The sequence below is a fragment of the Leuconostoc sp. BM2 genome (assembly GCF_002095565.1).
Lineage (GTDB): Bacteria > Bacillota > Bacilli > Lactobacillales > Lactobacillaceae > Leuconostoc > Leuconostoc falkenbergense.
This window is the reverse complement of sequence record NZ_MOWQ01000096.1, coordinates 1-1,170: the sequence shown is the minus strand read 5'-3', so window position 1 is coordinate 1,170 and position 1,170 is coordinate 1. Positions and strand designations below refer to the sequence as shown.

At 36.9% G+C, this 1,170-nt stretch carries 1 protein-coding gene; it reads right to left on the bottom strand.

Features of this window, described 5'->3' with window-relative positions:
* Nucleotides 1-148 precede the first annotated feature (148 nt).
* Nucleotides 149-1,170: ATP-binding protein (locus BMG01_RS10550; protein WP_198941276.1), on the bottom strand; the 1,022-nt coding region annotated here is incomplete at its 5' end.

The window sequence follows — 1,170 nt, the reverse complement described above, 5'->3', positions numbered from 1 at the left end:
CATGAGCTGTAAAGCGTCTGAAACAGACACCAGGCTTTTCCTTTCCTAGAGTTCGTGTTTATAGGTTTTACACCATAAGCACCACCTCTTTTCTGTTGAAAGAATAGCCACCACTTAACTTAACTATTGACTGTTCTATTTTAACATATTAGCGATAAGCTTTTTCGGCTTGTGCCGTGTCACCAGCTTTAACCGTCTGATAGGCACGTTGCATAGCAACTAATGGCTCATCAACCGTTATTTTTTCAACCCGTCCATAAATATCTTTCATAAAACACTGTCCCATGACCATATTACCTAATTCTTTGATGTTGTCATCATTAACTGGCAAACCAACATGTTGTAAAATATCTGGCTGTTCCTTATCCTCATCAAAGGCAAATAAAACACCAAAATTATCACTTTTAACATCATGAACTGATTGTGTCACGGGAATTAACAAGTTGTTGGCAGAACGTCCAATACGTGCCATTTCATTAAAAATGCGACTACCAATATCAGACGTTGTAAACGTCCAAGCTTCATCAAATATTTCAACCGTTTTTTCATCATAATCCCGTGTCGCAAACGTCCGACTAAAGACCCCTAACACCGTCATTACAATCATACTTGCCACCTCAAATTCGGTGTAATCATGTGTCGGTTTGTCATGTTGTGGCAATGTCAATCCTGCTGTTTCAAGAATAGTAATCCGATTTTTTAACTTCAATCCCTCACTTTCACCATGAGAAAAAACTAGGGATAATGAACTACGAGTAACTTTACCTGATAAAAACTTGGCTAAATGTTTCACGTCTTCATCTTCGTTTTGGGCTAATTCTTCAATGACATCTAACATACCAACGGTTTCACCAGCTTGTCGCTTTTGAATAATTTTATCAATGGCTAGATCTAATTCTGTTTCACGAATTAAGGAACCATAATCACGGTAAATTTGTTTGAAAATTTCTGTCACAGTTGCTTTCAAATTTTCCTGGTTAGATTGCGTTTGTCCTGCTGTACCACTCACATCAATCACAATGAAAGGATCTAAAACACCATAATTTGTTTTATCAGAAACATCAAGTGTCACAAAACGCACATTATTCAATAATGTATATTCATCTGGATAATCTGCCTTAAAAGTCTTATCGTTTAATACCGCTGAATACCATTTACGCATTTCCTGCT